At 66.7% G+C, this 4219-nt stretch carries 4 protein-coding genes and 1 pseudogene; 4 read left to right on the top strand and 1 reads right to left on the bottom strand.

Annotated features, from left to right (window positions below; translation table 11 throughout):
• From Q0U08_RS18215 to Q0U08_RS18200, 4 genes are all read left to right on the top strand, one after another.
• On the top strand, positions 1-299 hold a 299-nt coding region (locus Q0U08_RS18215), incomplete at its 5' end, for a thioredoxin family protein (protein ID WP_298093093.1).
• Positions 300-390: 91 nt separating this feature from the next.
• Positions 391-1929: a circularly permuted type 2 ATP-grasp protein gene (locus Q0U08_RS18210; protein WP_298093092.1), complete on the top strand. Its 1539-nt coding sequence runs from the start codon at positions 391-393 to the stop codon at positions 1927-1929.
• 40 nt (positions 1930-1969) lie between these two features.
• Positions 1970-2905 (top strand): alpha-E domain-containing protein, encoded by a 936-nt coding sequence (locus Q0U08_RS18205; RefSeq protein ID WP_298093091.1) that lies wholly within the window; start codon positions 1970-1972, stop codon positions 2903-2905.
• A 63-nt stretch (positions 2906-2968) separates the two neighbouring features.
• Positions 2969-3769 (top strand): transglutaminase family protein, encoded by an 801-nt coding sequence (locus Q0U08_RS18200; protein ID WP_298093090.1) that lies wholly within the window; start codon positions 2969-2971, stop codon positions 3767-3769.
• 226 nt (positions 3770-3995) lie between these two features.
• Here the strand turns inward: Q0U08_RS18200 and Q0U08_RS18195 are convergent.
• Positions 3996-4219, bottom strand: a pseudogene (locus tag Q0U08_RS18195) (arginyltransferase); the annotation flags it as partial.

Raw genomic sequence — 4219 nt, 5'->3', positions numbered from 1 at the left:
GGCTTCGCGCGCAGGGCCGGCCCGTCTTCGCCTATTTCACCGCCGATTGGTGCGTGACGTGCAAGGTGAACGAGGCGGCGGCAATCGAGCGGCAGTCGGTGCGTGACGCATTCCGGCGCAACAAGGTGGCGGTGCTGGTCGGCGACTGGACCGATGGCGACCCGGTGCTGGGCCGCTTCATCGAGCGGCACAACCGCGCGGGCGTGCCATTATACCTGTACTATGCCCCCGGTGCGGCAGGACCGCGCGTGCTGCCCCAGGTGCTGACGCCGGGCATGCTGGAGGCACTGAACCGCTGAAAACTCATGTCATACCCGAAATGATGCTTGTTCCGGGCCAATATGCACTGCAGCATGGAACTTGGGCGACCGGGGGAGCGTATCGAGGTTGATGGGGAAACGACAGGCCTTCGACGAAATCATGGGGACAGCCGGCGGGCCGCCGCCGCGTGCCGAACTGACCGCACTGGGACAATGGCTGGAGCGAACGCCCGACCATGATTTGCGCCGCCGCCAGCAATCGGCGGAGGCGACCTTCCGGCAACTGGGCATAACCTTTGCCGTCTATGGCGAAAGCGATGCCGCCGAGCGGATCATTCCGTTCGACATCGTCCCGCGCGTGTTCCTGGCGGATGAATGGACGCGCCTGTCCGAAGGACTGGTGCAGCGGGTGGAGGCGATCAACGCCTTTCTGAACGACATCTATGGCGAGCGGCGCATCCTGAAGGAGGGCGTGCTGCCGCCCGACCTGATCTTCGGCAATGCCCAGTTCCGCCCGGAGATTGCGGGCATGCGGCCGCCGCACGACGTGTGGGCGCATATCTGCGGCATCGATCTGGTGCGGACCGGCCCGGACGACTTCTTCGTGCTGGAGGACAATGCCCGCACGCCGTCCGGCGTCAGCTACATGCTGGAAAACCGAGAGGCGATGCTGCGGCTGTGCCCAGAGCTGTTCCGGCAATTCCGGGTGGCGGCGGTGGACAGCTATCCGGACAAGCTGTTGCAGACGATGAAATCGGTCGCGCCGCACGGCGTGGGCAACCCGGTGTGCGTCGTGCTGACGCCGGGGCATTATAATTCCGCCTATTACGAGCATAGTTTCCTGGCCGATTCGATGGGTGTCGAACTGGTCGAGGCGGCCGACCTGGTGGTCGATGACGACATCGTCTGGATGCGCACCATCGCCGGCCGGGTGAAGGTGGATGTGATCTATCGCCGGGTGGACGACGATTATCTGGATCCGCTCGTCTTCCGCCCCGATTCGATGCTGGGCGTGCCGGGGCTGATCGCGGCCTATGCCGCGGGCAACGTCGCGATCCTGAACGCGCCGGGCAACGGCATCGCCGATGACAAGGCGATCTACAGCTACATGCCCGAAATCGTCCGCTTCTATTCGGGGGGCGAGCCCAAGCTGCCCAATGTCGAGACATGGCGATGCCGTGAGCCGGAGGCGTTGCGCTATACGCTCGACCATCTGGATGAACTGGTGGTCAAGCTGGTCGACGGATCGGGCGGATACGGCATGCTGGTCGGCCCGACGGCGAGCAAGGCGGAGATCGAGGCGTTCCGCGCCGCGCTGGTCGCGCAGCCGGAGCGGTATATCGCGCAGCCGACGCTGGCGCTGTCGACGGTGCCGACGCTGGCCGAGAGCGGGCTGGCGCCGCGGCACGTGGATTTCCGGCCGTTCGTGCTGACCGGATCGAAGGGCGTGCAGGTGGTGCCGGGCGGCCTGACCCGCGTCGCGCTGCGCGAAGGATCGCTGGTGGTCAATTCCAGCCAGGGCGGCGGGACCAAGGACAGTTTCGTGCTGATGGATGATGCCGGCATGGCGCAAGGCCAGGCGCTGGACGGCGTGCAGGAACAGACGATGGGCGGCATGACGCAAAGCCAGGGGCCTGGTCAGGGATCGGGCCAGGAGGGCCGGGCATGACGGCGCGGCCACGGAACCTGACCGCTACGGGGATGCGCCCGTGCTGAGCCGGACGGCATCCTCGCTCTACTGGCTGGGCCGCTATTGCGAACGCGCGGACTTCATCGCCCGGCTGGTGGAAGCGACCGTCCGGCTGGACGTGCTGTCGCCGCGTTCGGCAGGGCTGGCCGCGTGGAACACGGCACTGACCGTGACCGAGACGACGGACGCCTATGGCGCGGGCGGCCGTCAGTTGCGGCGCAGCGATGTCGGACGCTTCCTGACGGTGGATTCCAGTCATCAGGGATCGCTGGTCCGCTGCCTGGACATGGCACGCAACAACGCGCGCGCGGTGCGCACCGCATTGACGCGCGAGGCATGGACGGGGATCAACCGCGCCTGGCTGGTGTTCGAGGGGCGCCCTGCGGCAGATACGCCGACCCAGGTGCTGAACCTGGTCGAAGCGGTAAAGAATGAGACTCGCGGCTTCGAAGGGGCCGTGCACCGGATGCTGCGCAACCAGACGACGTGGTTCATCCGGCTAGGGCAGGCGGTGGAGCGCGCGGACAACACCGCGCGGCTGCTCGACGTGAAATATCACATCCTGCTGCCCGCCGGCGAGCGGGTGGGCGGCGTCGTCGACCGCGATCAATGGACGACGCTGTTGCAGACGGTGTCGGCCGTGACCGCGTATCGGTGGCTCTATTCGGACGGGTTGGAGCCGGCCAACGTTATCGACCTGCTGATCGCGCGATCCGAGTTGCCGCGCAGCCTGGCGGCATCGGTCGAGGAGACGGTGGACGTGCTTGCCATGCTGGCCCGGCGGACCGGGCAACATGGCGAGGCCGACCGCATGGCGCGACTGCGCGCGAGCCGGATGGCGAAAACGCGGTCGGGTGAAGTGATCGCATCCGGACTACACCAGTATCTTCAAGCCTTCATCCATGAGAATGCCTTGCTGCACAGCGCCATAGGCCGGCAGTTCAAGTTCACTTGATTCCAGGTTTCCCGGTCGCGATGGAGAGGGCGAAAGGGGCAGGCGAAGCAAAAGGGGGGTGCCATGCGGCTTTCGATCGATCATCGCACGGTTTATCGCTTTTCCGAACCGCAGGCGCGGCTGGTACAGATGCTGCGCTTGACGCCGGAGAACACGCACGACCAGACGGTGGCAGGATGGCGGATCGATGTGGACCGCGATGCCCGGCTGAGGGAAGGACGTGACGGCTTCGGCAATGCCGTGACGATGCTGTATGTCGAGGGACCGCTGGACGGCATCGCGATCACCGTGTCGGGCGAAGTGTTGACCAGCACGTCGAGCGGTGTGCTGCGCGGTGCGGCCGAGATGCTGCCGCCGCCGCTGTATCTGCGGGTGACCGACATGACCCCGCGCGATCCGGCGATCATCGCGTTTGCCGAAGAGGCCGCCGGAGAGGGGGATCCGCTCGCCCGGCTGCACCGCTGGAACGCGGCGCTGCACGCGCGCTTCGCGGTGGATCTGGGGCGGCCGGAGCCGGGGCTGGATGCGGCGGGTGCGTTCAAGCGGGCGGTGGTGACCCCGCGCGATCTGACGCACATCTTCTGCGTGGGCGCACGCGGGCTGGGCATCCCGGCGCGCTACGTCTCCGGCTATGCCTTGCGCGCGGATGGCCACCGGGCGACGCCGCATGCCTGGGCGGAGGCGCATATCGACGATCTGGGCTGGGTCGGCTTCGATCCGTGCTCGGGACAATGCCCGGAGGAGGATTATGTCCGCGTCGCCACGGCCCTGGATGCGGCGGGCGCAGCCCCGGTGGCGGGATCGCGACTGGGCGACGGCGAGGAGGATCTGGCGGTGGATGTCAGCGTGATGCGGGAGGATTGAGGGGTTAAGTCCTTCTCCCGGAGGGGCGAGGGAAGGGGCCTGCTGCCTTCAGGCAGTGGGAAGGGTGAGGGGTAGACCAGCAGTGCTGCGCTGCTTGGTGGCCCCTCACCCTCCCACCGCTTGCGCGGCGGGCCCCTCCAGCATCAGGTCGTCCATGCCCCCGGCATGGACTAAACAGCGCAGGGCGCTGTTTACCTGATGCTCCCCGGAGAGGAGAGGGAACAGGTCAGACGGGTGATTTGAGTTCGGCCGGGATCGGCTCTGCATCGGGCGCGATGCGGCGCCAGCCACTGGGGCCGAGCGCCTCGATCGGGCGGTATTTGATCTTGTAGGCCATGCGGGCCGAGCCCTGTACCCAATAGCCGAGATAGACATAAGGCAGCCCGGCGGCGTGGCCGCGCAGGATGTGATCCATGATGATGAAGTTGCCCATTCCTGCGCGCTCGGGAT

Origin of the sequence: uncultured Sphingomonas sp., from assembly GCF_946477935.1 — a bacterium.
In the GTDB taxonomy this organism is placed as follows: Bacteria; Pseudomonadota; Alphaproteobacteria; order Sphingomonadales; family Sphingomonadaceae; genus Sphingomonas.
The sequence above is the reverse complement of the archived record's forward strand: the minus strand, read 5'-3'. Positions and strand labels throughout refer to the sequence as shown.

What these genes read in the sequence shown, in the direction of transcription:
- Q0U08_RS18210 (WP_298093092.1), top strand. Translation starts at nt 391, where the DNA reads ATGGGGAAACGACAGGCCTTCGACGAAATCATGGGGACAGCCGGCGGG.
- Q0U08_RS18200 (WP_298093090.1), top strand. Translation starts at nt 2,969, where the DNA reads ATGCGGCTTTCGATCGATCATCGCACGGTTTATCGCTTTTCCGAACCG.